Annotated in this window: 21 protein-coding genes; 7 read left to right on the top strand and 14 right to left on the bottom strand. The window is 73.3% G+C overall.

The genetic code is table 11. The features are described from left to right. From IF37_RS39835 to rimP, 4 genes are all read right to left on the bottom strand, one after another. A partial coding sequence (locus tag IF37_RS39835; protein ID WP_037857259.1) for a translation initiation factor IF-2 N-terminal domain-containing protein occupies positions 1 to 295 on the bottom strand: 295 nt, incomplete at its 3' end. 144 nt (positions 296 to 439) lie between these two features. Further along, positions 440 to 736, bottom strand: a complete 297-nt coding sequence (locus IF37_RS42680; protein ID WP_079165931.1) for a YlxR family protein — start codon at positions 734 to 736, stop codon at positions 440 to 442. A gap of 90 nt (positions 737 to 826) precedes the next feature. Next, positions 827 to 1,813: a transcription termination factor NusA gene (gene nusA, locus IF37_RS0129045; RefSeq protein ID WP_030748910.1), complete on the bottom strand. Its 987-nt coding sequence runs from the start codon at positions 1,811 to 1,813 to the stop codon at positions 827 to 829. Positions 1,814 to 1,815: 2 nt separating this feature from the next. Further along, on the bottom strand, positions 1,816 to 2,346 hold the full coding sequence (rimP, locus tag IF37_RS0129040) for a ribosome maturation factor RimP (RefSeq protein WP_030748907.1): 531 nt from the start codon (positions 2,344 to 2,346) through the stop codon (positions 1,816 to 1,818). Between the two features lie 250 nt (positions 2,347 to 2,596). Here rimP and IF37_RS0129035 point away from each other — a divergent pair, with 250 nt between their 5' ends. The 3 genes from IF37_RS0129035 to IF37_RS0129025 all read left to right on the top strand — a co-directional run bounded on the left by IF37_RS0129035 (position 2,597) and on the right by IF37_RS0129025 (position 4,828). Continuing rightward, positions 2,597 to 3,130, top strand: coding sequence for a hypothetical protein (locus IF37_RS0129035; protein WP_030748904.1), 534 nt, complete (start codon positions 2,597 to 2,599; stop codon positions 3,128 to 3,130). Next, complete coding sequence (locus IF37_RS0129030; RefSeq protein ID WP_030748902.1) at positions 3,127 to 3,627, top strand: ferritin-like domain-containing protein; 501 nt, start codon at positions 3,127 to 3,129, stop codon at positions 3,625 to 3,627. The genes IF37_RS0129035 and IF37_RS0129030 overlap by 4 nt, the downstream gene beginning before the upstream one ends. A gap of 301 nt (positions 3,628 to 3,928) precedes the next feature. Beyond that, positions 3,929 to 4,828: an aminoglycoside phosphotransferase family protein gene (locus IF37_RS0129025; protein WP_030748900.1), complete on the top strand. Its 900-nt coding sequence runs from the start codon at positions 3,929 to 3,931 to the stop codon at positions 4,826 to 4,828. 166 nt (positions 4,829 to 4,994) lie between these two features. Here the strand turns inward: IF37_RS0129025 and IF37_RS0129020 are convergent, their stop codons facing one another. Next, positions 4,995 to 6,698, bottom strand: a complete 1,704-nt coding sequence (locus IF37_RS0129020; RefSeq protein ID WP_030748898.1) for a proline--tRNA ligase — start codon at positions 6,696 to 6,698, stop codon at positions 4,995 to 4,997. 74 nt (positions 6,699 to 6,772) lie between these two features. Further along, positions 6,773 to 7,303 carry a GNAT family N-acetyltransferase gene (locus IF37_RS0129015; protein WP_030748896.1) on the bottom strand — a complete coding sequence of 177 codons (531 nt, stop codon included), beginning with the start codon at positions 7,301 to 7,303 and terminating at the stop codon, positions 6,773 to 6,775. Between the two features lie 308 nt (positions 7,304 to 7,611). Here IF37_RS0129015 and IF37_RS0129010 point away from each other — a divergent pair, with 308 nt between their 5' ends. Further along, the gene (locus IF37_RS0129010; RefSeq protein WP_030748894.1) at positions 7,612 to 8,655 is read left to right on the top strand and encodes a questin oxidase family protein; all 1,044 of its coding nucleotides are present in this window, start codon (positions 7,612 to 7,614) and stop codon (positions 8,653 to 8,655) included. A 133-nt stretch (positions 8,656 to 8,788) separates the two neighbouring features. Here the strand turns inward: IF37_RS0129010 and IF37_RS0129005 are convergent, their stop codons facing one another. From IF37_RS0129005 to dxr, 4 genes are all read right to left on the bottom strand, one after another. Then, positions 8,789 to 9,637, bottom strand: a complete 849-nt coding sequence (locus tag IF37_RS0129005; RefSeq protein WP_030748892.1) for a GNAT family N-acetyltransferase — start codon at positions 9,635 to 9,637, stop codon at positions 8,789 to 8,791. A gap of 133 nt (positions 9,638 to 9,770) precedes the next feature. Beyond that, the gene (gene ispG / locus IF37_RS0129000) at positions 9,771 to 10,928 is read right to left on the bottom strand and encodes a flavodoxin-dependent (E)-4-hydroxy-3-methylbut-2-enyl-diphosphate synthase (RefSeq protein ID WP_030748890.1); all 1,158 of its coding nucleotides are present in this window, start codon (positions 10,926 to 10,928) and stop codon (positions 9,771 to 9,773) included. 166 nt (positions 10,929 to 11,094) lie between these two features. Further along, the gene (locus IF37_RS0128995) at positions 11,095 to 12,399 is read right to left on the bottom strand and encodes an RIP metalloprotease (protein ID WP_030748887.1); all 1,305 of its coding nucleotides are present in this window, start codon (positions 12,397 to 12,399) and stop codon (positions 11,095 to 11,097) included. Continuing rightward, positions 12,396 to 13,667, bottom strand: a complete 1,272-nt coding sequence (dxr, locus tag IF37_RS0128990; protein WP_030748884.1) for a 1-deoxy-D-xylulose-5-phosphate reductoisomerase — start codon at positions 13,665 to 13,667, stop codon at positions 12,396 to 12,398. The genes IF37_RS0128995 and dxr overlap by 4 nt, the downstream gene beginning before the upstream one ends. Positions 13,668 to 13,845: 178 nt before the next feature. On the opposite strand from dxr, the gene IF37_RS0128985 reads away from it, so the two are divergent. After that, a complete protein-coding gene (locus IF37_RS0128985; RefSeq protein ID WP_030748882.1) occupies positions 13,846 to 14,304 on the top strand; it encodes a lamin tail domain-containing protein in 459 nt (152 codons plus the stop codon). Between the two features lie 44 nt (positions 14,305 to 14,348). Here the strand turns inward: IF37_RS0128985 and IF37_RS0128980 are convergent, their stop codons facing one another. Further along, complete coding sequence (locus tag IF37_RS0128980; protein WP_030748879.1) at positions 14,349 to 16,289, bottom strand: acyl-CoA dehydrogenase family protein; 1,941 nt, start codon at positions 16,287 to 16,289, stop codon at positions 14,349 to 14,351. 450 nt (positions 16,290 to 16,739) lie between these two features. On the opposite strand from IF37_RS0128980, the gene IF37_RS0128975 reads away from it, so the two are divergent. Then, positions 16,740 to 17,753 (top strand): LacI family DNA-binding transcriptional regulator, encoded by a 1,014-nt coding sequence (locus IF37_RS0128975; protein ID WP_030748878.1) that lies wholly within the window; start codon positions 16,740 to 16,742, stop codon positions 17,751 to 17,753. Positions 17,754 to 17,929: 176 nt separating this feature from the next. On the opposite strand, the gene IF37_RS0128970 is transcribed toward IF37_RS0128975, so the two are convergent. The 3 genes from IF37_RS0128970 to IF37_RS0128960 all read right to left on the bottom strand — a co-directional run bounded on the left by IF37_RS0128970 (position 17,930) and on the right by IF37_RS0128960 (position 23,727). Further along, positions 17,930 to 19,375: an aldehyde dehydrogenase family protein gene (locus tag IF37_RS0128970; protein WP_030748875.1), complete on the bottom strand. Its 1,446-nt coding sequence runs from the start codon at positions 19,373 to 19,375 to the stop codon at positions 17,930 to 17,932. Between the two features lie 175 nt (positions 19,376 to 19,550). Next, positions 19,551 to 21,140, bottom strand: a complete 1,590-nt coding sequence (locus IF37_RS0128965) for a PucR family transcriptional regulator (protein ID WP_030748872.1) — start codon at positions 21,138 to 21,140, stop codon at positions 19,551 to 19,553. Positions 21,141 to 21,249: 109 nt separating this feature from the next. Then, on the bottom strand, positions 21,250 to 23,727 hold the full coding sequence (locus IF37_RS0128960) for an ATP/GTP-binding protein (RefSeq protein ID WP_030748869.1): 2,478 nt from the start codon (positions 23,725 to 23,727) through the stop codon (positions 21,250 to 21,252). A 291-nt stretch (positions 23,728 to 24,018) separates the two neighbouring features. Between IF37_RS0128960 and gabT the strand changes: the two genes are divergently transcribed. Next, positions 24,019 to 25,353, top strand: coding sequence for a 4-aminobutyrate--2-oxoglutarate transaminase (gabT, locus tag IF37_RS0128955; protein ID WP_030748866.1), 1,335 nt, complete (start codon positions 24,019 to 24,021; stop codon positions 25,351 to 25,353). Positions 25,354 to 25,546 lie beyond the last annotated feature (193 nt).

The raw sequence follows: 25,546 nt of genomic DNA, 5'->3' as shown, positions 1-25,546 counted from the left end.
GGGCAGCGGGCGCCGTCGGGGGCTTCGGGGCAGCCGGCCTGGGGGCAGCCGGACGGGCCGCCTGCGCCGGGGACGGCGCGGCGGGCCTGGGGGCGGCCTTGCGCGGGGCGGGCTTGCCGGCGGACCTGCCGTTGCCACCGCCCTGGAAGGCGTCGGTCAGCTTGCGTACTACGGGCGCTTCGATGGTCGAAGACGCCGAACGGACGAATTCACCGAGTTCCTGGAGCTTGGCCATGACGACCTTGCTCTCGACACCGAACTCCTTGGCGAGTTCGTAGACCCGGACCTTAGCCACTTCGCTCCTTTGAGGTCCGGGTGAAGCCGGACCGTCGCTAGTTCATGGGCGTACTCATCGCGTACTCATCGAGTGCTCATCGCAATCTCGACCTGCTTTCGACTCGCGAGGTACCAGGCCGCGCGGGGTTCCGTGCGGCACTTCTTACGGCGTTGCCTGCTCGGCAACTGTTGTCCTCTCGACGTATCGGCGCAACGCCTTTGTGTCGAGCGCTCCCGGGACGCGCAGTGCCCGCGGGAACGCCCGGCGGCGTACCGCCTGGTCGAGACAGACCAGGGCGGGGTGTACGTAGGCACCCCGGCCGGGCAGCGTACCGCGAGGATCGGGGACGCAGGCGTCCTCGATCTCCACGATCCGCAGGAGATCGTCCTTGGCCGCCCGCTCCCGACACCCCACACAGGTGCGTTCAGGGCATGATCGGGCGTGCGTCCGGCCAGACACGGTTAAGTCTACCTCCCCGTACCGACCTCACCCCTTCGGGGCAAGAATCGAACGGCTGTTGTCGTGATCTCAGCGGTGTACGGCCTGGATCTATTCCCCGGCCTGCTCGGTGTCGGGCCGGATGTCGATCCGCCAGCCGGTGAGCCGGGCCGCCAGGCGGGCGTTCTGGCCCTCCTTGCCGATCGCCAGCGACAGCTGGTAGTCCGGCACGGTCACCCGGGCGGACCGGGCGGCCATGTCGACGACCTCGACCTTGCTCACCCGAGCGGGTGACAGCGCGTTCGCGACCATCTCCGCCGGGTCGTCCGACCAGTCGACGATGTCGATCTTCTCGCCGTTCAGCTCGCCCATCACGTTGCGCACCCGGCCGCCCATGGGGCCGATGCAGGCGCCCTTGGCGTTCAGGCCCGAACGGGTGGACCGTACGGCGATCTTGGTGCGGTGACCGGCCTCACGGGCGATCGCGGCGATCTCCACCGAGCCGTCGGCGATCTCCGGCACCTCCAGGGCGAAGAGCTTCTTCACCAGGTTGGGGTGCGTGCGGGAGAGGGTCACGGACGGGCCGCGGACGCCCTTGGCGACCCGGACGACGTACGACCGCAGGCGCATGCCGTGCGGGTAGGTCTCGCCGGGCACCTGCTCCTGCACCGGCAGGATGGCCTCCAGCTTGCCGATGTCGACCAGCACGTTCTTCGGGTCGCGGCCCTGCTGGACCACACCGGTGACGATGTCGCCCTCGCGGCCGGCGTACTCGCCGAGCGTCGCGTCGTCCTCGGCGTCGCGCAGCCGCTGGAGGATCACCTGCTTGGCGGTGGTGGCGGCGATCCGGCCGAAACCCGACGGGGTGTCGTCGAACTCACGGGCCTCCTGGCCCTCCGCGAGGTCCTCGGGGTCCTCCTTCGCCCACACGGTCACGTGACCGCTCTCCCGGCTGAGCTCCACGCGCGCGTGTCGGCGGCTTCCCTCGGTGCGGTGGTAGGCGATGAGGAGGGCCGACTCGATCGCTTCGACCAGCAGGTCGAAGGAGATCTCCTTCTCCCGAACCAAGCCCCGCAGGGCGCTCATGTCGATGTCCACGGCTACGCCTCCTCCTCTTCCTTCATGTCCGTCTTGCTGTCTTTGCTGTCCGTGCGGTCCTTGCGGCTGAACTCGACCTGCACCCGCGCCTTGGCGATCTCCGGGAAGCCCAGTCTGCGGGTGGTCGCCTTGCGGCCCTTCACCCCGGGCACCTCCACGTCGACGCCCTCCTCGTCGACCGCCAGGATCCGCGCGACCAGCTCGCCGTCCTCGGCGAGCTGGAACTTCACCAGCCGGTCGGTGGCGCGCGCGAAGTGCCGGTACTCGGTGAGGAGGCGCTCCGCGCCGGGGGTTCCGACCTCCAGGTCGTACGCCGCGTCGCCCATCGCGTCGGTCTCGTCCAGCTTCGCCGAGAGCGCACGGCTCACATCGGCGATCGCGTCCAGGTCGGCTCCGGTGTCGGAGTCCACGACCACGCGCAGCACCCGCTTGCGTCCGACGGAGTCCACGGCGATCTCTTCGAGATCCAGCCCCTGGGAGGTGACGAGCGGTTCCAGCAGCTCTCGCAGCCTCTCGCTCTGGGTGGTGCTCATCCGGGTGACTCCTCGGCCGCGTGTGCTGTTGTGGGATGGGTCGCCTGTCTGGTCAAAGGGTATCCGGTCGCAAGGGGTGTCGCGTCCTGCCTCCGGGCGGCGGGGCCGGGGCGCCGCGGGCGCCGGGTGGCCGCCGCCCGCGGGGCGGCCGAGGCGGTGACGCGCGTGCGGGGAAGGCGCGGGTACCGTGATCACCGGCGGGCCGCCCCTCCCGCCCGTGTGTTCGTACGAGCCCCCGAGGACGTCAGCCGTGCCGTACCCCCCGCCGCCGCGCGCCCGTTCGGGACCGCGCCGAAGATCACTGTTCGCCTCGGCCGCCGGTGCCGCCCTGCTGGCGGGGTGCTCGGCCGGTCCGGACTCCGGGGACGACGGTCCGTCGGCCGTGGCCCGGGCACGCGCGCGTGCGGCGGGTGACAGCCGGCGGCTGCTGGCGCGGTACGACGCCGTGCTCGCCGCCCATCCGGGGCTGGCGCGGCGGCTGGGTCCGCTGCGGGCGCAGGTCGCGGCGCACGCGGCGGCCTTCACGGACGGTACGACGGCCACCCCCACGGCCGAGGCCGAGACCACGGGGACGGCGTCGGCGACGGCGTCGGCCTCCCCCGCCCCGGCCGTGCCGGCCACCGAGAAGGACGCCGTCGCCGCGCTGGCCGCCGCCGAGCGCGCCCTGGCCGACCAGCGTGCCCGGGACCTGCTGGAGGCACCGGGCGAACTGGCACGGCTGCTGGCGTCGGTCGCGGCGGCCGGGGCCGGGCACGCGTACCTGTTGACGGAGGGAGCCAGGTGAGCGACGGGACCGAGCAGGCCGGGCGGGCCGAGGTGACCGCGTTGCAGGCGGCGCTGGCGGCGGAGCACGCGGCGGTGTACGGCTACGGCGTGGTGGGCGGGCGGATCGGCGACGCGCGCCGGACCGAGGCCCGGTCGGCGTACGACGCCCACCGGGCGCGCCGGGACGCGCTGGTGCGCGCGGTGCGGGACCTGGGCGGCACGCCGGTCGCCGCGAGCGCCGCGTACGCGCTGCCGTTCCCGGTCCAGGACGGGCCGGCCGCGGTGCGGCTGGCCGCCCGGATGGAGGAACGGGTGGCCGGGGCGTACTCGGACCTGGTGCGGGCGGCGACCGGCGCGCGGCGGGCCGACGCGGCCGGGGCGCTGCGGGAGGCCGCGGTGCGGGCGGTGCGCTGGAGCGGGGAGAGCGTAGCCTTCCCTGGGCTGGCCGAACGCTCCGGCGAGCGGACGGGCGCGGCGGGCACGACCCCGTCGGCCTCCGCCCCGGCGAAGCGTTAGGCAAGGGTTCGAACGGCTGGTCCGTACGACGGTTGCGGCGCGACGGGTCGTCTCCCGCCCCTCTTGTCCGCGCGGGCCAGGGGATCGGCCCGTTCGGCGGAGCGACGGGGCGCCGGGAGGCCGCCCGCGCGGTAGGACGGCAGGACGGGACCGGAGGAGGCCGGTGGGTCGGCGTCCGGACAGTCCCGTGACCGGGGCGGCCCGGGAACGGGATCGGCCGGGATCCGGGCAGGCCCGGACCCGCCCCTGACAGGACCTGGCAGGACTTGGCAGGACCTCACAGGAAGGGAACGACTCGCGCATGGCTTTGGAACCGCCGCCGCGCCTGGTGCGGGCGCTCGGTGAGACGGCACCGGCCGGGGACGACTGGCTGGCGCGGCTGCCCGGGGCGGCCGAGCGGGCCGTCTCCGGGCGCGGGCTGACCGTCGAGCGGGTGCAGGTGCCGGGCGGGCGCAGCAGCCTGGTGGTGCTGGTGCGGCTGCCGGACGGCGCCCCTGCCGTGCTGAAGCTGGCGCCGCCCCGGGCCCGGCCGGAGAGCGAGCGGGCCGCGCTGGCGCACTGGTCCGGGCTGGGCGCCGTACAGCTGCTGGAGAGCGACGCGGACGACGGGGCGCTGCTGCTGGAGCGGCTGCACCCGGATGTGTCGGTGCGCTCGCTGCCGGAGGCGAGGGCGCTGCTGGAGGCGGCGGGGACGCTGCGCAGGCTGTGGGTGCGGCCGCCGGACGGACATGTCTTCGAGACCGTGGCCGAGCGCACCGGACGGCAGGCGGCGGCCATGCGGACGAGCGCCGCGACCGACGCCGAGGTGGCCCCGCTGGTGGAGGCGGCGCTCGCCGCCCGCGCGGAGCTGCTGGCCGCGCCGCCCGAGCACCTGCTGCTGCACGGCACGTTCCGGCAGAGCAAGGTGCTCTCGGGCGAGCGGATGCCGTGGCTCGCGGTGGGCCCGGACCCGGTGGTCGGCGAGAGCGCGTTCGACCTGGCGCGGCTGGTCCGGGACCGGGTGGAGGACCTGATCGCGGCGCCCTCCGGTCCGTCCACCACCCGGCGCCGGATCAAGCGGCTCGCGGAGTCGCTGGAGGTCGACCAGGAGCGGCTGCGCGGCTGGACGCTGTTCCGGGCGGTGGAGTCCGGGGTGCGGGCCTTGCGGGTGGGGCGGCCCAAGGACGGGGAACTGCTGCTGGAGTTCGCCGGCTGGCTGTAGCCGACCGGCGGAACCGCCGCGCCGCACCCCTCGCGGGGCGCGGCGGACGGTTCCGTGCACGGACCGTCGGGCGGTCGGATGCGGTGGGACGGCTGGGCGCGGTCCGGCGGTCCGACCGTCGGGCCGATGGGCCGTCAGGCCGATGGGTCGATGGGCCGTCCGGCGATCAGGCCGTCAGGCGGGCGATGGCTTCCTCGACCGTCAGCTCCTCGCGCTCGCCGGTCTTGCGGTCCTTCAGTTCCAGCACGCCCTCGCCCGCCCGGCGCCCGGCGACCAGGATCTGCGGGACGCCGATCAGCTCCGCGTCGGTGAACTTCACGCCCGGGGAGACCCCGGCCCGGTCGTCCACCAGGACGCGGACGCCCGCGGCGCCCAGCTTCTCGGCCACGTCCAGCGCCAGCTCGGTCTGGAGCGCCTTGCCGGCGGCGACCACGTGCACGTCGGCCGGGGCGACCTCCTTGGGCCACACCAGGCCCTTGTCGTCGGCGGTCTGCTCGGCGAGCGCGGCGACGGCGCGGGAGACACCGATGCCGTAGGAGCCCATGGTGACGCGGACCGGCTTGCCGTTCTGGCCGAGGACGTCCAGCTTGAGGGCGTCGGTGTACTTGCGGCCCAGCTGGAAGATGTGGCCGATCTCGATGGCGCGGTCCAGCTGGAGGCCGGTGCCGCACCGGGGGCAGGGGTCGCCCTCCTGGACCACGACGACGTCCACGTAGGCGTCGACCTCGAAGTCCCGGCCGGCGACGACGTTCCTGGCGTGCGTGTGCGGCTTGTTGGCGCCGGTGATCCACGCGGTGCCGGGGGCCACGCGCGGGTCGGCGATGTACGTCACCTTCTCACCCAGGCCCTGCGGGCCGACGTAGCCGCGCACCAGGTCGGGGCGCCCGGCGAAGTCCGCCTCCGTGACCATCTCGACCGTGGCGGGGGCGAAGTGCTCCTCGACCTTGCCCAGGTCCACCTCGCGGTCCCCGGGCACGCCCACGGCGACGATCTCGCCGTCCACCTTGACCAGGAGGTTCTTCAGCGTGGCGGAGGCGGGGACGCCCAGCGAGGCGGCGAGGGTCTCGATGGTCGGGGTGTCGGGGGTGGGGATCTCCTCCAGCGCGGGCACGGCCGAGCCGTCGACCGGCTTGAGGGCGTAGGTGATCGCCTCGGTGTTGGCCGCGAAGTCGCAGTTGGGGCAGTCCGCGAAGGTGTCCTCGCCGGCCTCGGCCGGGGCCAGGAACTCCTCCGACTTGGAGCCGCCCATGGCGCCGGCGGTGGCCGCGACGATGCGGTAGTCCAGGCCGAGGCGCTCGAAGATGCGCTGGTAGGCCGCGCGGTGCAGGGCGTAGGACCGGGCCAGGCCCTCGTCCTCCAGGTCGAAGGAGTACGAGTCCTTCATCAGGAACTCGCGGCCGCGCAGGATGCCGGCGCGGGGGCGGGCCTCGTCGCGGAACTTGGTCTGGATCTGGTACAGGATCACCGGCAGGTCCTTGTAGGACGTGCACTGGTCCTTGACGAGGAGGGTGAAGATCTCCTCGTGGGTGGGGCCGAGGAGGTAGTCGCCGCCCTTGCGGTCCTTGAGCCGGAACAGCTCCTGGCCGTACTCGTCCCAGCGGCCCGTCGCCTCGTACGGCTCACGGGGCAGCAGGGCCGGGAGGGTGACCTCCTGGGCGCCGATGGCGTCCATCTCTTCGCGGACGATGCGCTCGATGTTGGTGAGGACCTTCTTGCCGAGGGGCAGCCAGCTCCAGATGCCGGCCGCCGTGCGCCGGACGTAGCCGGCGCGGACGAGGAGCTTGTGGCTGAGGACCTCGGCGTCGGCCGGGTCGTCGCGCAGCGTCTTCGCCATCAACTGGGACATGCGCTGGACCGGTGCGTTCGCCATGGTTCTCGTACTCCTGCCGGGTAAGGGTGATGGCACAGGAGGTTAGCCGGGGGGCCTGTGCGGGCGGAAATCGGTTATCGCCTGCGCAGCGGCAGCGGGGCGCCCATCACGGCGTAGGGCCGCGGTGCGCTCGGGAAGTGCACCCGGCGGGCGAGGTCGGCGTAGCCGAGAGAGTGGTAGAGGCCGCGGGCCGGGCTGTCGGTGTCGATCGCGGAGAGGATCGAGCGGGGTTCGGCCGCGGTGTCGGTGATGGTGGTGATCAGGCGCCGGCCGATGCCGCGGTTCTGGTGGTCGGGGTGGACGTGCAGCTCGGTGATGACGAAGGAGTCGTCCAGCCAGAAGTCGTTGCCGCTCGCGCGGAGGTAGGGCTCCACGACCGTCGACCACCAGTGAGTGCGGGAGTTGGGCATGCCGTACACGAATCCCACGAGGTGGCCGCCGACCGTCGCGCCGAGGGCCCGCGCGCCCTGGTACTGCATGTGCCGCTGGACGATCTGGCGGCGCACGGCGACCTCTTCCGGGCCGAGTCCGAAGGCCGCGGCCTGGACCGCCAAGGCCTCGTCGACGTGGGCTGTCAGGTCCAGGGTGCCGATCACGAGGTCCATGCGGGGAGGGTACAGGGCACTTCCGCCACGCCGTCGGGGCGGAGGCACCCACCCGCACGGACCGCCTCCCGTCGGCCGTCTCCCCCTCGCCCCCGGGCCACGCTCCCCCAGCCGCGCCCCGAGCCGCCCCTCGCACCGTCATGAGCCGCGCCGAACCGCCTCGCACCGTCATGAGCCGCCTGGCGCCGCCCACGAGCCGCTCCTGCCGGCGGGAGCGTGGTCCTAGGCCGGTCCTAGGCCGCGCGTGGCGCGGTGGTTCGATCCCCCGGCCGATGACCGGGCCCCGGACCGCGCCTACCGTCGCTGTCATGGACATCGACGGCACCCTCGACGAGGCCTACGAACGACTGCACCGGACCGGTCCGGAGTTCGACGGCTGGCTGAGCAACCACGGTCCGATGGCCGTGGAGGCGCTGGTCCGGCACGGGCACGCACACCATGTCCACCACTGGCTGGACCGCTACATGGACCGGCTGGACGAGCCGCCGCGCGGTCTGTCACCGGTCACCGGGGCCGACTGGCGCACCGCGCTCGGCGATCCGCGCCGGCTCGGCGACTGGCTGGCGTTCTTCGGGCGGGAGGTCCAAGAGCGGCCCTGGCGCACCGTGCTGGAGACGTGGTGGCCGCGGCTGCTGCCCGGCATCGCGGCCGGCGCCACCCACGGTGTGATCCGCACCGGGCACGCCGTGCACGCCCTGCTGGACCATGCCGACAGAGCACGGCTGACGGAGTTCGGCCAGGCCCTCGGCTACTGGGCGGCGCGCTGGCAGCCGGTCCCGCTGACGGCGCCGGCCGGCCGGGCCGGGGCCGCCGCCGCCCTGGCGGGGATGGTCCGGGTCCCCGACCAGAGCGCGGGCATCAACCACCGGCTCGGCCAGCTGTCCGGCCTGCCCGGCTGGCCCGCGGCACTGGCCGCCCTGCGCCCCGCCGCCGACCCCGGGCAGGCCCGCGACCTGCTGGCCGAGGTGACGGCCGCGGCGGCGGTGCACTACCTGCCGAACGCGCACGGTTCCCCGGTGATGCTGGTGCACGCGGCGACCGCGCCCATGGCCGTCCTGCGCGTCCTGCCGGCGCTGCCGCGCGCCGAGTGGATAGCGAGCCTGCACGCGGCATGGGCGGCGAGCGCGGCGGTGACGGCGGCCTACGCCCCCGCCGAGCCCAGGCCGGCGGACGGCCTGCCGGCCGCTCCCGGCACGGCGGAGGAGGTGTTCGCGCTGGCCGTCCGGCACGGGGACGAACACGTGATCAAGCTCGCCGACACCTGTCTGGACGTGCACCGGCGCACGGGCCGCGCCGAGGCGCTCGCCGCGGTGGTCCGCTCGGCGGCGCTGATCGAGGCACCGGCCGGGTGAGCACAGGGCCCGGCGGGGCTTTCGCGGCAGGCGGGCCGCCGAAACGGGCCTCCGGGGCGGGCCCCGCGGCCTCCGGGGCGGGCCCCGCGGCCTTCAGGGCGGGGCCCGGGGCCTTCGGGGCGGGCCCGCGGGGTCAGAACAGCACGCTCATGAACGCGCCGGTCTCCTGGAACCCCACGCGCCGGTACGTCCGTCGGGCCGCCGTGTTGTAGTCGTTGACGTAGAGGCTCACCACCGGGGCCACGTCCGCCAGGGCGTAGCGCAGCACGGCGGCCATGCCCGGTGCCGCGAAACCCCGGCCCCGGTACTCCGGCGCCACCCACACGCCCTGGATCTGGCAGGCCTGCGGGGTCGCCGCGCCGATCTCCGCCTTGAAGACGACCCGGCCCTGGTCGTCGACGCGGGCGAAGGAGCGGCCGGAGCCGACGAGTTCGGCGACCCGGGCCTGGTAGAGCAGGCCGCCGTCGCCGGACAGCGGGGAGACGCCGACCTCCTCGGTGAACATCGCCACGCACGCCGGCATGATCGTCTCCATCTCGTCCTTGCGGACGCGGCGGACGTACGGGTCGGGGGCGATGTCGTCCGGCATGCGGTCGGTGACCATCAGCGGCTGGTGGGCGCGGACCTCGCGGGCCGGGCCCCAGTGCGGCTCCAGCAGCCGCCACAGCTGGGCGGTGGCTTCGGCGGGGCCGACGATGGAGGAGCAGCGGCGGCCGGCCCGCCGGGCGCGGTCGGCGAAGGCGCGTACGGCACGCGGGGTGGCGCAGAGGGGGACGAGGTTGGCGCCCGCGTAGCAGAGGGACGTGAGCATGCCGTCCTCGTACCAGCCCCACATCTCGCCGCCCAGCCGCCAGGGGTCCAGGCCCGCGACCCGCACCCGGGAGGCCACGAAGGCGTTGGCGACCGGCTCGCGGTCGAGGACGGCGAGCGCCGCGTCCAGGTCATTCGGTTCCAGGACCCGGGAGGTGGTCTGGGTCAGCACGTACGGGGCCTCACGGTCGGATTTGCCTGATCCCCGCACTGTACCCGGCACGATATCGGCGTGCCGCCCCCCCCGGGGGCGGCACGGAATCACTCCGGCCCGCGAACGGTGCGGGCCGGTGGCGCCGGGCGGGTCAGCCCGCGACCGACACAGACGGTTCGCCGGAGGTGACGCCCTCGGCCTCCATCCGCTCGGCCAGCTTCATGGCCTCCTCGATCAGGGTCTCCACGATCTTCGACTCGGGGACGGTCTTGATGACCTCGCCCTTGACGAAGATCTGGCCCTTGCCGTTGCCGGAGGCGACGCCGAGGTCGGCCTCGCGGGCCTCGCCGGGGCCGTTGACGACGCAGCCCATGACGGCGACGCGCAGCGGTACCTCCATGCCGGTGAGGCCGGCGGTGACCTCTTCGGCGAGCTTGTAGACGTCGACCTGGGCCCGGCCGCAGGACGGGCAGGAGACGATCTCCAGGCCGCGCTGGCGCAGGTTCAGGGACTCCAGGATCTGGATGCCCACCTTGACCTCCTCCGCCGGCGGGGCGGAGAGGGAGACGCGGATGGTGTCGCCGATGCCCTGGCTCAGCAGCGCGCCGAAGGCGACCGCCGACTTGATGGTGCCCTGGAAGGCCGGGCCGGCCTCCGTCACGCCGAGGTGCAGCGGGTAGTCGCACTGGGCGGCGAGCTGGCGGTACGCCTCGATCATCACGACCGGGTCGTTGTGCTTGACGGAGATCTTGATGTCGCGGAAGTCGTGCTCCTCGAAGAGGGACGCCTCCCACAGGGCGGACTCGACCAGCGCCTCGGGGGTGGCCTTGCCGTACTTCTGGAGCAGGCGCCGGTCCAGGGAGCCGGCGTTGACGCCGATGCGGATCGGCGTGCCGTGGTCCTTGGCGGCCTGGGCGATCTCCCGGACCTTGTCGTCGAACTGCTTGATGTTGCCGGGGTTGACGCGGACCGCGGCGCAGCCGGCCTCGATGGCGGCGAAGACGTACTTGGGCTGGAAGTGGATGTCCGCGATGACCGGGATCTGGGACTTCCGCGCGATGGTGGCGAGGGCGTCGGCGTCGTCCTGGGTGGGGCAGGCCACGCGGACGATCTGGCAGCCGGAGGCGGTCAGCTCGGCGATCTGCTGGAGGGTGGCGCCGATGTCGGACGTACGGGTGGTGGTCATCGACTGCACCGAGACGGGTGCGTCTCCGCCGACCGCCACGCTTCCGACCTGGATCTGCCGGCTCTTCCGGCGCTCGGCGAGCTTGGTCGGTACGGACGGCATGCCGAGAGAAATCGCAGTCATCTGCTGTGCAACCCCAAGTCGTGATTCAGGATCCGGTGAACGGCGGGCTCCAGGCTCCGAGATTACGGCACCGGGGCGGGCGTCAGCACATCCCACCCGGAATCCCCACCCGATGGGAGGCGGCCCGGAACCACCGGGTTCCGGGCCACCCCTCCAGGCCGGACGGCTAGGAGATTCTGACCGGGTTGACGACGTCCGCGATCAGCACCAGGACGGTGAAGCAGACGAAGACGCCGGCCACCACGTACGCCACCGGCATCAGCTTGGCGACGTCGAACGGGCCGGGGTCGGGCCGGCGCAGCACCCGGGCCAGGTTCCGCCGGAGCGCCTCCCACAGGGCGCCCGCGATGTGCCCGCCGTCGAGCGGGAGCAGCGGGAGCATGTTGAACAGGAACAGCGAGAGGTTGAATCCGGCGACCACGAACACGGCCATGGCGAGCTGCTGCGAGGCCGGGATGTCCAGCGTGGCGATCTCGCCGGTGACCCGGGCCGCGCCGACGATGCCCATCGGGGAGTCCGGCTCGCGCGGGCCGTCGCCGAAGGCCGCGTCCCACAGGGCGGGGATCTTGCCGGGCAGGGAGACGAGGGAGTCGACCGCGTCGCCGACCCGGTCGGTCATCCAGGTCACGGACTCGCCGAAGTCCTGCTTGACGACGCCGCGGGCGGGGCTGAAGCCGAGGAAGCCGGCCTTGACGTACTCGCCCTCGACGTAGGTGCCGCTGGAGTCCTTCTTGGCGACCTGGTTGGTGGCGATCCTCGCGTGCAGGGTGACCTGCCGGCCCTTGCGGTCGACGACGATCGCCACGTCCTTGCCGGCGCTCTCGCGGATGCGGTCCGAGAGGGTGTTCCAGTTCTCGGTCGGCACGCCCCCGAAGGAGACGATCCGGTCGCCCGACCGCACACCGGCGGCCGCGGCCGGGGAGGCCGGGTCGGACTTCTTGCAGCTGTCGCGGTGCTCGCTCTGCGAGATCACGCAGGGCGAGACGGACTCGACGGTGGTGGTCTCCTGCTGGATGCCGAAGCCCATGAGCACGGTGAGGAAGAGGCCGACCGCGAGGATCAGGTTCATGAACGGGCCGGCGAACATGACGATGACGCGCTTCCACGGCTTGCGCGTGTAGAACATGCGCGTCTCGTCGCCCGGCTTCAGCTCCTCGAAGGCCGCCGAGCGGGCGTCCTCGATCATGCCGCGCCACGGGGAGGTGGAGCGGGCGGAGACCCGGCCCTGGTCGTCGGGCGGGAACATGCCGATCATCCGGATGTAGCCGCCGAGCGGGATGGCCTTGATGCCGTACTCGGTGTCGCCCTTCGTGCGCGACCAGAGGGTCGGGCCGAAACCGACCATGTACTGCGGAACGCGGATGCCGAAGAGCTTGGCCGTGGACAGGTGCCCCAGCTCGTGCCACGCGATCGAGACGAGCAGGCCGACCGCGAAGACCACTATGCCGAGGATGAACATCAAGGTCGTCATGCACGCGCCTCCGCGGTCGCCGTCGTGGCTGTGAGTTCACGGGCCCGGGTCCGGGCCCAGGTCTCCGCTTCGAGGACGTCCGACACCGTGAGCGAAGTTCCCGTTACCGGCGTGCCGTGCTCCTCGACCACCCGGATGACGGTCTCCATGATCCCGTTGAAGGGCAGCGCGCCGTTCAGGAAGGCCTCGACGCACTCCTCGTTGGCCGCATTGAACACCGCCGGAGCCGTCCCCGCGAGCCGCCCCACGTGCCGGGCGAGGTTCACCGAGGGGAAGGCCTCGTTGTCCAGCGGGAAGAACTCCCAGGTGGAGGCCGTGCTCCAGTCGAAGGCGGGCGCCGCGTCCGGAACCCGTTCGGGCCAGCCGAGACCGACGGCGATGGGCCCGCGCATGTCGGGGGGCGTCGCCTGGGCGATCGTGGAGCCGTCGGTGAACTCGACCATCGAGTGCACGTACGACTGGGGGTGCACGACCACCTCGATGCGGTCGAAGGGGATGTCGTAGAGGAGGTGCGCCTCGATGACCTCCAGGCCCTTGTTGACCAGGGTCGCCGAGTTGACGGTGATCACCGGGCCCATCGCCCAGGTGGGGTGGGCGAGGGCGTCCCGGACGGTGACGTGCGCCAGTTCGGCCTTGGTCCGGCCGCGGAAGGGGCCCCCGGAGGCGGTGACGACGAGCTTGCGGACGTCGGCGCGGGTGCCGGCGGCGAGCGCCTGGAAGAGGGCGGCGTGCTCGGAGTCCACCGGGATGATCTGGCCCGGCGCGGCGAGCGCGGTGACCAGCGGGCCGCCGACGATCAGCGACTCCTTGTTGGCGAGCGCGAGGGTCCGCCCGGCCTTGAGGGCGGCCAGCGTCGGGGCGAGGCCGATGGAGCCGGTGATGCCGTTGAGCACGGTGTGGCAGTCGGAGGCGGCGACCTGGCCGGCGGCGTCGGGCCCGGCGAGGATCTCGGGCAGCGGCTCGGCGCCGCCGTACTCGGCGGCGAGCGCCTCGCGCAGCGCGGGTACGACGTCCTCGCGGGCGACCGCCACGGTCCGCACCCGCAGCCGGTGCGCCTGTTCGGCGAGGAGGGCCACCCGGCCGCCGTTCGCGGAGAGGGCGGTGACCCGGAAGCGGTCGGGGTTGCGCAGTACCAGGTCGATGGCCTGGGTGCCGATGGATCCGGTGGAGCCGAGGATCACCACGTCCTTGGGGCCGTCACCGGGGACGGGGTCGTAGACGAGGTGCGGGTCGGCGAGGGGCGCCGGATGGGCGGGACTGTCGGTCATCCCCCCATTGTTGCCGCAAGCGGCGACGGCCAGGACAGGGCGTCCCCCCGGGCGGGTGCGCCGACGGCTTTCGTCGCCGGATGGGAGCAATCCGGCCAATGTGAAGTCGCCGTGAAGATCATGTGATAACAATTCATCCCGCATGATTTCGCGGACGACATCCTTGGGGGGATCTCTCATGCGCACTGTGCGCCTACGCACCGCCCTGCCCGCGCTCGCCGGCGCGGCCCTGCTCACCGGCACCCTGCTCGGCACCCCGGCCGAAGCCGCCGGCGGCGTGCGGATCCATCACGTCTGGTTCGACAGCCCCGGCTCGGACAACCGCTCCAACAAGAGCCTGAACGGGGAGTGGGTGCAGCTGAAGAACACCGGCGGCTCGGCGGTCTCGGTCAAGGGCTGGGTCCTGAAGGACGCCTCCAACCACAGGTACGTCTTCCCCGACGTGAAGATCGGCGCCGGGAAGTACGTGAAGATCCACACCGGCAGCGGCTCGGACACCGCGTCGGACAAGTACCAGGACCGCCGCGCCTACGTCTGGAACAACGACAAGGACACGGCCACGCTGACCAAGGCGAACGGCACCAAGGTCGCCTCCTGCTCCTGGACGACGCGGGACCCGAGCGACAAGTACTGCTGACGTACCGTCAAGGCGTACCGGCCGGGACGTACCGTCAAGGGGTGTCAAGGGGTTCCGAAGGGACGGCGGGCGTTCGCGCGGGTGCTGGGACCGGGGGCCGAGTCGGCGATCCAGGGCCCCTCGCCCGAGGGGTCGAGGACGCCCTCCTCCAGCCAGGTGTAGACCCCGCCGAGGACACCCCGGACCACCTTGCGGTCCAGCTCGTCGGTGTTGGTCCACAGCCGCGCGAACAGCTCGTCCACGCGGATGCGGGCCTGGCGGCAGAAGGCGTCGGCGAGCTGGTAGGCCTCGCGGCCGTGCTCGCCCTCGGCGCGCAGCCGCTCGGCGCGGACGCAGGCCGCGCTCATCGCGAACAGCTCCGCGCCGATGTCCACGACCCGGCCGAGGAAGCCCTGCTTGGTCTCCATCCGGCCCTGCCAGCGGGACATCGCGTAGAAGGTGGACCGGGCCAGCTTGCGGGCGGTGCGCTCGACGTGGCGGAGGTGGCCGGAGAGGTCGACGCCGTGCCGGAACCCGCCGTAGGAGGTGGGGAGCCGGCCGGGTCCCGCGACCAGCCTCGGCAGCCACCTGGCGTAGAAGACGCCCGCGTTCACGCCCGCCCTGGCCTTGTCGGACAGGGACTTGTCGGGGTCGATCAGGTCACCGGCGACCGAGAGGTGGGCGTCCACCGCCTCCCGGGCGATCAGCAGGTGCATGATCTCCGTGGAGCCCTCGAAGATGCGGTTGATCCGCAGGTCGCGCAGGATCTGCTCGGCCGGGACCGGGCGTTCGCCGCGCGCCCTGAGCGACTCGGCCGTCTCGTAGCCCCGCCCGCCGCGGATCTGGACCAGTTCGTCGGCCATCCGCCAGGCCATCTCGGAGCCGTAGAGCTTGGCGAGGGCGGCCTCGATGCGGATGTCGTTGCGGTCCTCGTCGGCCATCTGGGAGGACAGGTCGAGCACGGCCTCCAGCGCGAAGGTGGTGGCCGCGATGAAGCTGATCTTGGAGCCGACGGCCTCGTGCAGCGCGACCGGCTTGCCCCACTGCTCGCGCTCGGCCGCCCACTCGCGGGCGATCTTCAAGCACCACTTGCCGGCCCCCGCGCACATGGCGGGCAGGGACAGCCGGCCGGTGTTGAGCGTGGTGAGGGCGATTTTCAGCCCCGCGCCCTCCGGGCCGATCCGGTGGGCGGCCGGGACCCGGACCCGGTGGAAGCGGGTCACGCCGTTCTCGATGCCGCGCAGGCCCATGAAGGCGTTGCGGTTCTCGACGGTGATGCCCTCCGAGTCCGCCTCCACCACGAACGCCGTGATGCCGCCCCTGTGCCCCTCGGACTCCGGCACCCGGGCCATCACCACGAGCAGGTCGGCCACCACACCGTTGGTGGTCCACAGCTTCACCCCGTCGAGCACGTAGTCGTCGCCGTCGGGCACGGCCGTGGTGGCCAGGCGCGCCGGGTCGGAGCCGACGTCGGGCTCGGTGAGCAGGAAGGCGGAGATGTCGGTGCGGGCGCAGCGGGGCAGGAAGGCGTCCTTCTGCTCCTGGGTGCCGAACATCTTCACCGGCTGCGGCACGCCGATGGACTGGTGGGCGGAGAGCAGCGCGCCGACGGCGGGGCTGACGGAGCCGACCAGGGCGAGGGCCTTGTTGTAGTAGAGCTGGGTGAGGCCGAGACCGCCGTACCTGGGGTCGATCTTCATGCCGAGGGCGCCGATTTCCTTCAGGCCCGCCACCACCTCGTCGGGGATGCGGGCCTCGCGCTCGATGCGGGCGGGGTCGATCACCGTCTCGCAGAAGGCGCGCAGTCTGCCGAGGAACTCCTCGCCGCGCCGGACGGACTCCTCCGCGGGGAGCGGGTGGGGATGGATGAGATCCAGCCGGAAGCGTCCGAGGAACAGCTCCTTGGCGAAGCTGGGCTTGTGCCAGTCCTGTTGCCGGGCTGCCTCCGCCACCCGGCGGGCGTCGCGCTCGGTGACGGTGGTGCGTGGGGTGGTGGTGGCGGACATGCGGGCTCACCTCGCCGCTGGGAGGGACGATCGGGACCGTTCGTCACCGACCAGTACTACTGGCTCGGTGGTACCCGAAACGGACGGACCTCACCACCCGCGCGCGGTCCCGCCCACCCCGCCGGGACCGCGCGGGCGGCGGTGCCGGGCGTCCGGAGCCCCTGACGGCCCCGGTGCCGGCACCCGTCCCGCGGCCGGGTCCGGCGCCGCCCGGCGCCGTTGCGCCGAACGGGTGGCCGCGCGCGGCCGTCCGGGCCGCACGCGGCGCCTCGGGGCCGGGGTGTCCGGGGCCAGGCGACCGCGCTCCCGTATCCACAGGCCGTCGAAGCGCTTCAACACCGACCTGAAGGCCCCCGCACGCGTGCCGCGGGGTTATAGGATCTTTGCGTAGCCTTACCCACCTTGTCGGCGCGCGTGGTGTCGAATCGCTTCACACAGCTTGGAGAGCGGATGGTCACCCTCGCCGAGGTCGCCCAGCACGCCGGAGTCTCGGCGAGCACGGTGAGCTACGTCCTCAGCGGCAAGCGGTCCATCTCCGCCGGCACCCGGCAGCGGGTCGAGCGGAGCATCCGGGAACTGGGCTACCACCCGAACGCGGGAGCCCGCGCCCTGGCCGGCAAGCGGTCGAACATCATCGCGCTGATGATCCCGCTGCGCACCGACCTGTACGTGCCGGTGATGATGGAGATCGCCATCGCGGTGACCACCACCGCCCGGGCCCACGGCTACGACGTCCTGCTGCTCACCGGCGAGGAGGGCCCGGACGCGGTGCGCCGGGTCATCGGCAGCGGACTGGCCGACGGGATGATCCTCATGGACGTCGAGCTGGCGGACGAGCGGCTACCGCTGCTGCGGGAGACCGCCCGGCCCTCCGTACTGATCGGCCTGCCCGCCGACACCACCGGTCTGACCTGCGTGGACCTGGACTGGAGCGCGACCGGCGCACTGTGCGTGGAGCATCTGGCGGGGCTCGGCCACCGGGACATCGCCGTCATCGGCGAGGCCCCGGCGGTCTACGAGCGGCACACCGGTTTCGCCGAGCGCACCCTCGACGGACTGCGTTCCCGGGCCCGCGCGTCGGGCCTGCGGCTGCTGCACCGGCCGTACGAGGGCGGGTACGACGCGATGGCCCTCACCCTGGCCCGGATCTTCGACGAGCGCCCCGCGACGACCGGGTTCGTGGTGCAGAACGAGTCGGCGGTGGAGCCGCTGCTCGCGCTGCTGCGCCGGCAGGGCCGGGCCGTGCCCGAGGACGTGTCCGTGGTCGCGGTCTGCCCGGAACAGGTCGCCGTCCAGACCTCGGTGCGGCTGACCTCGGTCGCCATCCCCGCCCAGGAGATGGGCCGGCGCGCCGTGGAGCGGCTGGCGGCCAAGCTGGACGGGCACGGCGGCGACGAGGTCGTGCTGCTCCCGCCGGAGCTGACGGTACGGTCGAGTTCGGGACCGGCGCCGGCCGCGTCCTGACGGCCGCCGGCCGCACCCGTGCCTCCGGGGCCGGGCCGTTCGGTGCCGGGTGCGGCCCGTGACCGGACCCGTCGCGAAGCCGGCGCGCGCCGCGTGTCCGCCCCGGGACGACGGAACGGCCGCAGCCCCCGCACAGTGGGCTGCGGCCGTTCCGTTTCCGACCTGTCCGTGGCAGGTCAGAGCGCGAGACCGGTGAGAACCAGCACGCGCTCGTAGGTGTAGTCCTCCATCGCGAACCGCACGCCCTCGCGGCCCACGCCGGACTGCTTGACGCCGCCGTACGGCATCTGGTCGGCGCGGTAGGACGGGACGTCGCCGATCACCACACCGCCGACCTCCAGGGCGCGGTGGGCACGGAAGGCGACCTGGAGGTCGTGGGTGAACACGCCGGCCTGGAGGCCGTACTTGGAGTCGTTGACCGCGGCGAACGCCTCGGCCTCGCCGTTCACCTTCTGCACGGTCAGGACCGGACCGAAGACCTCTTCGCGGGCGAGCGTCGCGTCCGCCGGTACGTCGGTGAGGACGGTCGGCGCGTAGGAGGCGCCGTCGCGCTTGCCGCCGGCCAGCAGCCGGGCACCGGCCCCGACCGCCTCGTCCACCCACGCCTCGACGCGCTTGGCGGCGTCCTCGCTGACCAGCGGGCCGACGTCCGTCGTGGCGTCCGACGGGTCACCGGTGACCTGGGCCTCGACGGCGGCGACGACGCGCGGCAGCAGCCGGTCGTACACCGACGCGTCGACGATCACCCGCTGTACGGAGATGCAGGACTGGCCGCCCTGGTAGTTGGAGAAGGTCGCGATGCGGGTCGCGGCCCAGTCCAGGTCGGCGTCGGAGGCGTAGTCGCCGAGGACGACCGCGGCACCGTTGCCGCCCAGCTCCAGCGTGCAGTGCTTGCGCGGCACCGAGTCCATGATCGCGTAGCCGACCTTCTCCGAACCGGTGAAGGAGATGACCGGCAGCCGCTCGTCCTGGACCAGGGCGGGCATCTTGTCGTTGGTGACCGGAAGGATCGACCAGGACCCGGCCGGCAGGTCGGTCTCGGCGAGCAGGTCACCGAGGATCAGGCCGGACAGCGGGGTGGCCGGGGCCGGCTTCAGGATGATCGGCACGCCGGCGGCGATCGCCGGGGCGACCTTGTGGGCGCACAGGTTCAGCGGGAAGTTGAACGGCGCGATGCCGAGCACGACGCCCTTCGGGAAGCGCCGGGTCAGCGCCAGTCGGCCCTGGCCGCCGCCGTCGGTGTCCAGCCGCTGGGCCTCGCCGCCGTTGAACCGGCGGGCCTCCTCGGCGGCGAACCGGAACACGGAGACGGCGCGGCCGACTTCCCCGCGGGCCCACTTGACCGGCTTGCCGTTCTCGGCGGAGATCAGCTGGGCGATCTCCTCGGTGCGCTCGGCCAGCCGCTTGCTCACGTGGTCCAGGGCGGCGGCGCGCACGTGCGCCGGGGCGGCGGCGAACTCGTCCCGCACGGCGTACGCGGCGGCCACGGCCTCCTCGACCTGGGCGTCGGTCGGGACGCTGACCTTGGCGACGAGCCGGCCGTCCCACGGCGAGGAGACGTCGAAGCTGTCCTCGCCGGTGGCCTGGCGGCCGGCGAGCCAGAAGGCATGGGTGGAAGTCATGAACGAGTCCCGGCCCTTCCGCGTTGGGGGTGTGCTTGGCTTGCGTGCTCCACGGTAGGGCGGCGGTGTCCGGAGGTCGTTTGTCCGAGTCGTAGCAGTCGGCGCGGTGGGCACTACGCTTTGGCGGGGTGGGCCGAGGGCCCGCGGACGGGGGCCGGGGCCCCTCGGGACCCGCTCACTCGGTCGACGTCGCCTTGAGTGCGAGCCACAGCTCCATCCGTACGTCCGGATCGTCCAGGCTCCGGCCCAGGATCTCCTCCACCCGGCGCATCCGGTACCGCAGGGTGTGCCGGTGGACGCCGAGGTCGGCCGCGGCGGCGTCCCACTGCCCGTGCCGTGACAGCCACGCCCGCAGCGAGGCGACGAGGTCCCCCCGGCCGGTCGCGTCGTGCTCGCGCAGCGCGCGCAGCAGCCCGTCCGCGAACGCCTTCACCGCGTCGTCGGCGAGCAGCGGCAGGACGGACCCGGCGGCCAGCCGCTCGTGTTCGACGAGGACCCGCCCGCGCCGCCGGGCCACCGACAGCGCCTGCTCGGCCTGTTTGTACGCCGCGGCCGCCGCGGTCGGCCCGGCGGGCGCCGAGAGCCCGACGAGCAGTTCCTCCTCGTCCGGGCGCGCGGGGGCGCGCCCGGGTTCGGGCAGCGTCCGCTCGGCCTCCCGCGCCGTGGCGTACGCGGTGCACGCGGCCACCGCCGCGCCCCCGTCGGCGGCGAGCACGACCAGCCGCTCCCCCTCGGGCACGGCCAGCACGGCCTCGCCGGAACGCGCGGCGGCGGACTCCACGGTCTCGGCGAGTTCGTGCAGGGGCTCGCCCGCGGTGCCGGACGCGGATTCGGCGACGATCACCCGGAACGGCGCGTCCAGCAGCCCGCCGTACAGGTCCCCGGCGACGGCCCGGGCGTGGTCCGGTTCCCCGGCGAGGAGCATGCGCAGCACCGCCGTGCCGACGCGCTGCTCGGCCGCGTGCAGGGAGCGGGAGCGCTCGGTGGTGAGGGTGAGCAGGGCGATGGCGGAGTGGACGGCGTATCGCTCGGCGGTGCCGGGCGCGGCGGCCGTGCCCACGGCGAGCGCGGCGCGCGGGCGCCGGCCGGTGCCCAGGGAGTGCAGTTCGACCCGGTCCTCGTGCTCGGGGCCGCCGACCACGGAGGAGGCGGGGGCGGGCCGTTCCCGCAGCCGTTCCACCTCGGCGGTGAGCCGGGCGGCGCGGCGGCCGGCCCACTCGGGCGCGGCGGCGACGACGCGGCCCGAGGCGTCGTACAGCGCGGCCCAGCCGTCGACCTGGGCGGCGAGCGCGCCGAGGACGCCTTCGGGGCCGGCGGTCAGGGCCTGCCGGGTCAGCTCGCGCTGGGCGGCGAAGCCGGCCGTGACGGCGCGGTACTGGTCGGCGGCGATGGCCGCGGAGACGGCCTTGCTGATGGCGAGGAAGGGGGTGCGGCGGGGCACCTCCAGCAACGGCAGCCCCTCCTCGGCGCAGGCGTCGACGAGGGGCTCGGGTATCCGGTCGTAGTTGACCCCGACGGCGAAGCCGAGCCCGACGACACCGGCACCGGCCAGCCGGCGCACGTACCGCCGCATCGCCTCCCGGTCCTCCGCGTCCAGCTTGAGCGCGGTGATCAGCAGCAGCTCGCCGCCCTCCATGTAGGGCACGGGGTCGGCCAGCTCGCTGACGTGCGCCCAGCGGACGGGCACGTCGAGGCGGTCCCCGCCCGCGCGCACGGTCAGCTTGAGCGCGGAGTGGTTGACGAGCGAGGCGAGAGTCGGGGGCATGGGGCCTTCACGGTGAGGGATGCGGCGATCACGGAGATCTTTTGGCCGCCGTGTATGAACGGCCCGAACCGATTCTGCCTCACCGTACGACCCCGTGCCGGTCCTCGGCTCACCCCCGCAGATCCACCAGCAACGGCGGCGCGTGCTCGCCCCGCACGGTGGTCAACGACAACACTGCGTGCCCCGGCGGCACTCCATGAGCCAACTCGGACGCCGACCACCGCTCCCGCTCCACCTGACGGACGGTGACGGCTTCCGTCGTCACCGCCTTCCCCGTCACCAGCTTGCGCAGGGCGTGGATCGCCCGGGTCATGGGCTGGTCGGCGAAGACGGTGTGCCGGGCCACGTCACGCGCCTCGACCCACTCGGTTCCCCAGGAGTCCGCGAACCGGCCGCCGTCCCAGGTGGTGACTCCGGAGAAGGCCATGCGGCAGCCCACGGCCGCGTACAGCGGGCCGTGCAGCGCCTCGGGGACGTCGCCGACGGTCCGCAGGGCGAGCACCACCCCCGCGTCGCGGGAGCGCAGGCGCTGGATGCGCCGGACCGAGTCGGCCGTCACGGCACCGGTGGCGTCGTCCAGGACCAGACAGGCGAAGTGGGACCGTTCACCCGCCGTCGCCACGGCTGCGAACTGGGCCAGCAGCAGCCGGGTGAGGAGCCGGGACGCCTCGTCGTGTCCGCGTTCGGGCAGGTCGATCCTGACCCGCAGCGGATGCTGGGCGACGGCGCGCAGCGAGAACGGCCGGGCCTCCGCCTGGTCCGCGCCGAAGAATCCGGCGAACGCGGGCCGGTCCAGCACGGCCAGGCGGTCGGCCAGGACCGGACCGGGATCGCCGGCGCTGCCCGTCTGCCGGGCCCGGGCGTCGAGCTCGCGGCGCATCGTGGCGTGCTCGTCCCCGGCGAGCGCCGTCCGCAGGGCGGCCAGGGCGGAGGGCTCGCCTTCCAGCAGCTCCCGGAGCCGGGGCAGCGTCGGGAAGCGCCCGTGCGCCGCCCGGTAGGGGCCGAGGAGCTGGGCCAGAGCGGTGGCGGCACGCTGGCCGCTGACCGCGTCCAGGTCACCGGCCAGCCCCTCGGCCAGGAAGGCCGCCGCCTCGTCCGGGTCCTGGGACTCCGCGTACGGGTCCAGGTCGTGCGCGGATGCCGGGTCTCCGAGGCGTACGACGACGTCGTAGGCGGAGTCTGGGCCGAGCGGGGTGCCGGCCGCGCACACGGCGACGACCGCGCACTGTCCGGCGAGGGCCTGGAGGCCGAGCGACTCGACGACGGGCCGGATCAGATGACGTGTCTTGCCGGAACCGGAGGGTCCCACGGCCAGCAGTGAGGTGCCGAGGGCGTCGGGGCCGAGCGCGGCCCCGGCTTCGCCGTAGGCGGGCGGGGTCCGGTCTCCGGCCGCCCACCGCCCGATGCGCACCTGCCTGGTCAGCAGGTCGTGCCGGGCGGACCGGCCCGCGAGGTCGCGGTCGCCGGACGGATGGGTCCAGGCGGCCGCGCCGTCACGGAGCACCGTCTCGGAGAAGGAGGAGAGCCGCGCGTGGGACCGGGCCGCGTGCCACATGTGGCCGACCCTCGCGCAGTCCACGTCGTTCATCCGGCCGACGTGCAGTTCGGTGGTGAGCACGTCGGCGGCCTGGTGCTGACCGGCTTCCCTCAGTTCCGGCCAGTGCGACGGCAGGCGCCGCACGGGCGGCTCGGTGTCGTGGCCGGCCTTCGCGCGGTTGCGTGCGGCGATCGCCTCCTTGGCGAGGGACCACCAGCCGCCGATCCGGGCGAACGGCCACAGCACCAGCAGGGTGATGAGCGCGTACAGCCCGTCCGTGAGCGGAACCGACGCGAACACCTGGTAGTCGCCGGTGAGCAGGACGACGAGGGAGAACAGCGGATCCTGGACGGGCAGGGGGTCCCAGCCGACGCCGAAGGCGCTCGGGAAGACGAAGGCCAGCGCGATGAGCGCGCCCAGGGCTGCGATCAGGGCGCGAGACGGCTGCGGACGGCGGGCGACGACGTGCCGGACGATGTCGGACCAGCTGCCCAGGCGCGCCATGGCGAAGAGGAGGAGCCCGAAGACCACGCCGTCGGCGACCGTGACGGCCTCCGCGCCCTGGTACCCCTTCGGTGACGTGGTCCCGGCCCACCACCAGTCCTCCGGGGTGAGGAGCCGGAGGACGGTCCACTGGTAGGGGACGCTGCCATGCCGCCACAGCGACCACACGAAGAGCCCCGCCGCGAGCGGTACGAAGAAGCCGACGATGGTGACGGGGGCCAGGCGCTGTTCCTGGCGCGCGGCCTTGGGCAGGCGGTAGCCGTAGCGCCAGATACCGGGCTCGACCGCGGGGCGCGGTTCGTCGAACCAGTCCGCGACGGGTGAGCGGGGAGGCGGAGCGGGCGCGGCGTACTCGGGCCGGCCGGTCGCCGGCGGTGTGTCGGGCGCCCGCGTCGGCCGCGGCGGCAGGCCGGGGTCGTCGTACGGGGCGGCGCCGTAAGCCGGCGGCCCGGCCTGGGGGGCCGCCGGCCCGTCCGCCGGCGCCGTCGGGCGCGGTACAGGTTGCGCGTGTGTGCCGCGGGTGTCGCGCGTCCCGTCGCTGTTCATCGACCCTGCCCCCTGACCAGCCGTTCCGTCCGCCGTCGCGGTCATCATCAGCGAGTCAATCTAACGCCCCGGCAGGGGGAGTTCACCGTTTACGCGGCCGGGACGGGGTGTACGCGCCCGGGCGGGCTATGTCCATCGCGGACAACGGGGTCCGCCGACAACGCCCACATGGAGCATGCCCACCCCCGGGAACCGGTCTTAGCCTGCGAGAAAAGAAGGTATGCGTCCGTAAACGCACCGCCCGGAACCGCCCGGGACCGCCCGGTACGCAAGATCATCAGGGAGCCCCCCATGACCGCACTTCCGCAGGAGCGCCGCGTCGTCACCGCCATCCCCGGCCCGAAGTCGCAGGAGCTCCAGGCCCGCCGCACCGCCGTGGTCGCGCAGGGCGTGGGCTCCACGCTGCCGGTCTTCGTCACCCGCGCCGGCGGCGGCGTGATCGAGGACGTGGACGGCAACAGCCTCATCGACTTCGGTTCCGGTATCGCCGTGACCTCCGTCGGCGCCTCCGCCGAGGCCGTCGTGCGCCGTGCGAGCGCCCAGCTCGCCGACTTCACCCACACCTGTTTCATGGTCACCCCGTACGAGGGCTACGTCGCCGTCGCCGAGGCGCTGGCCGAGCTGACCCCGGGTGACCACGCCAAGAAGTCCGCGCTGTTCAACTCCGGCGCCGAGGCCGTCGAGAACGCCGTGAAGATCGCGCGTGCGTACACCAAGCGGCAGGCCGTCGTCGTGTTCGACCACGGCTACCACGGGCGCACCAACCTGACCATGGCGCTGACGGCGAAGAACATGCCGTACAAGCACGGCTTCGGGCCGTTCGCGCCCGAGGTGTACCGCGTGCCCGTCGCGTACGGCTACCGCTGGCCGACCGGCGCGGAGAACGCCGGCCCGGAGGCCGCCAAGCAGGCCATCGACCAGATCACCAAGCAGGTCGGTCCGGACAACGTCGCCGCGATCATCATCGAGCCGGTGCTCGGCGAGGGCGGCTTCATCGAGCCGGCCAAGGGCTTCCTGCCGGCCATCCGGCAGTTCGCCGCCGACAACGGCATCGTCTTCGTCGCGGACGAGATCCAGTCCGGGTTCTGCCGGACCGGGCAGTGGTTCGCCTGTGAGGACGAGGGCATCGTGCCCGACCTGATCACCACCGCCAAGGGCATCGCCGGCGGCCTGCCGCTCGCCGCCGTCACCGGGCGCGCGGAGATCATGGACGCGGCGCACGCCGGCGGCCTCGGTGGTACGTACGGCGGCAACCCCGTCGCCTGCGCCGGCGCGCTCGGCGCCATCGAGACGATGAAGGAGCTGGACCTCAACGGCAAGGCCAAGCGCATCGAGGAGGTCATGAAGGGGCGCCTCACCGCCATGGCCGAGAAGTTCGACGTCATCGGCGACGTGCGCGGGCGCGGCGCGATGATCGCGATCGAGCTGGTCAAGGACCGGACGACCAAGGAGCCGAACCCCGAGGCCACCGCCGCGCTCGCCAAGGCCTGCCACGCCGAGGGCCTGCTGGTCCTGACCTGCGGCACCTACGGCAACGTGCTCCGCTTCCTGCCGCCGCTGGTCATCGGCGAGGACCTGCTGAACGAGGGCCTGGACATCATCGAGCAGGCGTTCGCGCGCATCTGAGCGAGGGCTCCGCACCTCTGAAGGGCGCCTGCGGCAGGCCGTGTGAAGAAGGTGTGCGGGGTGGATGTCGGCAGCGGATTCCGTCTGCCCAACCGTCTCCGCCTGCCGTAGGTTCTCTCCAGATGAGAGATACACCCCGCCCACAGGGGACTGTGGGCGATTCCGGGACGGGGCCTCCCCAGCTTCGCCCCGG

The sequence above is a fragment of the Streptomyces sp. NRRL S-31 genome, assembly GCF_000718775.1.
Taxonomy (GTDB): Bacteria; Actinomycetota; Actinomycetes; order Streptomycetales; family Streptomycetaceae; genus Streptomyces.
The sequence above is the reverse complement of the archived record's forward strand: the minus strand, read 5'-3'. Positions and strand labels throughout refer to the sequence as shown.

Coding starts and splice junctions, on each gene's coding strand:
- rimP (WP_030748907.1), bottom strand. CDS start 2,346: ATGAGCACCACCCAGAGCGAGAGGCTGCGAGAGCTGCTGGAACCGCTC.
- IF37_RS0129025 (WP_030748900.1), top strand. CDS start 3,929: ATGGCTTTGGAACCGCCGCCGCGCCTGGTGCGGGCGCTCGGTGAGACG.
- IF37_RS0129020 (WP_030748898.1), bottom strand. CDS start 6,698: ATGGCGAACGCACCGGTCCAGCGCATGTCCCAGTTGATGGCGAAGACG.
- IF37_RS0129015 (WP_030748896.1), bottom strand. CDS start 7,303: ATGGACCTCGTGATCGGCACCCTGGACCTGACAGCCCACGTCGACGAG.
- IF37_RS0129010 (WP_030748894.1), top strand. CDS start 7,612: ATGGACATCGACGGCACCCTCGACGAGGCCTACGAACGACTGCACCGG.
- ispG (WP_030748890.1), bottom strand. CDS start 10,928: ATGACTGCGATTTCTCTCGGCATGCCGTCCGTACCGACCAAGCTCGCC.
- IF37_RS0128995 (WP_030748887.1), bottom strand. CDS start 12,399: ATGACGACCTTGATGTTCATCCTCGGCATAGTGGTCTTCGCGGTCGGC.
- dxr (WP_030748884.1), bottom strand. CDS start 13,667: ATGACCGACAGTCCCGCCCATCCGGCGCCCCTCGCCGACCCGCACCTC.
- IF37_RS0128985 (WP_030748882.1), top strand. CDS start 13,846: ATGCGCACTGTGCGCCTACGCACCGCCCTGCCCGCGCTCGCCGGCGCG.
- IF37_RS0128980 (WP_030748879.1), bottom strand. CDS start 16,289: ATGTCCGCCACCACCACCCCACGCACCACCGTCACCGAGCGCGACGCC.
- IF37_RS0128975 (WP_030748878.1), top strand. CDS start 16,740: ATGGTCACCCTCGCCGAGGTCGCCCAGCACGCCGGAGTCTCGGCGAGC.
- IF37_RS0128970 (WP_030748875.1), bottom strand. CDS start 19,375: ATGACTTCCACCCATGCCTTCTGGCTCGCCGGCCGCCAGGCCACCGGC.
- IF37_RS0128965 (WP_030748872.1), bottom strand. CDS start 21,140: ATGCCCCCGACTCTCGCCTCGCTCGTCAACCACTCCGCGCTCAAGCTG.
- IF37_RS0128960 (WP_030748869.1), bottom strand. CDS start 23,727: ATGAACAGCGACGGGACGCGCGACACCCGCGGCACACACGCGCAACCT.
- gabT (WP_030748866.1), top strand. CDS start 24,019: ATGACCGCACTTCCGCAGGAGCGCCGCGTCGTCACCGCCATCCCCGGC.